Genomic DNA, 1,680 nt, shown 5'->3' on the forward strand with positions numbered 1-1,680 from the left:
GGCGCGGGTGAGGCGGGGGGCGTGGGCTCGGCCTTCGCGGAGGGCGAGTTGGGGTTCTTCGGTGGTGAGGGCGGCGGGGAGGGCGCGGTGCGAGGTGTCGTGGCCGTCGGTGTCGATGAGGGTGATGCGGTGGGGGTGCTCGTTCTGGGCGGAGCGGATGAGGCCCCACAGGGGTGCGGTGGTGAGGTCGGTGATGTCCTCGTTGTCGGTGGTGGCCACCGCGTGCTGGGTGACGATCACCAGGCGCGTGCTGTTGAGCAGTTCGTCCGTGAGGAAGCCCTGCACCAGCGCCAACGTGACGACGAGCAGCTCCCCTACCTCGGCGGCTCCATGGGGAAACAGGACCGGAAGGACCAGGTCGGGGACTGGCGCTCCGGCGGCGATTCCGTCGTGCAGAGCCGCCAGATCCGCGTACGACTGCGTGGGCAGACCGACGGCCCCCAGCCCTGCCGCGAGCGGCGAGTCCGTGCTGCCGAGGATTCCCCACGGGCCGGCCGGGGCGGGCACATCGGTCGGCACCGGTACGGGCGTCCAGTCGAGCCGGTAGAGGGAGTCGGGCTGCTTGATGAGAGCGGAGGCCAGCTGGTCCGGCGTCACCGGGCGCATCGCCAACGATTCGGCGGTTGCCACGAGCGCGCCCGTGGGATCGGCGATGACGACCGACAGGGTGTCCTGCGCCGACCAGGTCAGCTTGACGCGCAGCCGCGTCGCACCTGCGGCGTACAGGGTGATCCCGCTCCAGGAGAACGGCACCCTGATCTGGTCGACCTCCTCGCCGGTGTCGGGCAGGCGCTTCGTACCGAGGGCAGCGGGTTGGATGGCCGAGTCCAGCAGCCCGGGGTGGATGCCGTACGCGCCTGCGTCGGCGCCGTCCGGCAGCGTCACGTCCGCGTACGTGGTGTCACCGTCGCGCCACGCCGCGCGGACTCCGAGGAACAGCGGGCCGTAGCCGAAACCGGCCCCCGACATGCGCCGATAGAAGTCGTCCACGTCGACCGGAATCGCTCCGGTCGGCGGCCAGGCCGTGAGGTCGGGCTGCAGCGCAAGGGCGGCAGTCGCCAGGAAGCCGGTCGCGTGACGTGTCCACTCGTCGCCCTCGCCCGCTTCCTCCGGACGCGAATGGACGGTGAAGGGCCGACGGCCGGAGTCGTCCGCCGCACCGACCAACAGACGCAGGTGCAGTGCGCCCTGCTCCGGAACGGCCAGGAAGACGTGATGCGTCAGTTCGTCGACCTGGTTGCAGCCCAACTGGGCGGCGACATGGAGCAGCAGATCGACGAAGGCGACACTCGGCAGGATCAGCGTCCCGTGCACGGCGTGCTCGATCGCCCAGGAGGGCTCGTCGACCGAGATACGGCCGGTGAACAGGTGCCCGTTGCCTTCGGGGAGTTCGATGGTGGCGGTGAGGATGGGGTGGTGGTTGGGGGTGATGCCGGCGGTCGTGATGTCGCCGGTGGTGGGGGTGGGGTGGAGCCAGTAGCTCTGGTGCTGGAAGGGGTAGGTGGGCAGGTCGGTGTGGGTGGGGTGGTGGCCCAGGAGGGTAGGCCAGTTGATGTTGGTGCCGGTGGTGTGGAGGGTGGTGAGTGCGGTGGTGAGGGTGTGGGTTTCGGGGGTGGTGGGGTGGAGGGTGGGGATGGTGGTGGTGTCGGGGTGGGTGGTGCGGGTGAGGGTGGTGAGGGT

Annotated in this window: 1 protein-coding gene; it reads right to left on the reverse strand. The window is 70.4% G+C overall.

Features of this window, described 5'->3' with window-relative positions; all coding sequences use genetic code 11:
* Positions 1-1,680: polyketide synthase dehydratase domain-containing protein (locus ABZW10_RS38700; RefSeq protein WP_355376412.1), on the reverse strand; the 1,680-nt coding region annotated here is incomplete at both ends.

Source organism: Kitasatospora sp. NPDC004723, assembly GCF_040609255.1.
Classification (GTDB): Bacteria; Actinomycetota; Actinomycetes; order Streptomycetales; family Streptomycetaceae; genus Kitasatospora.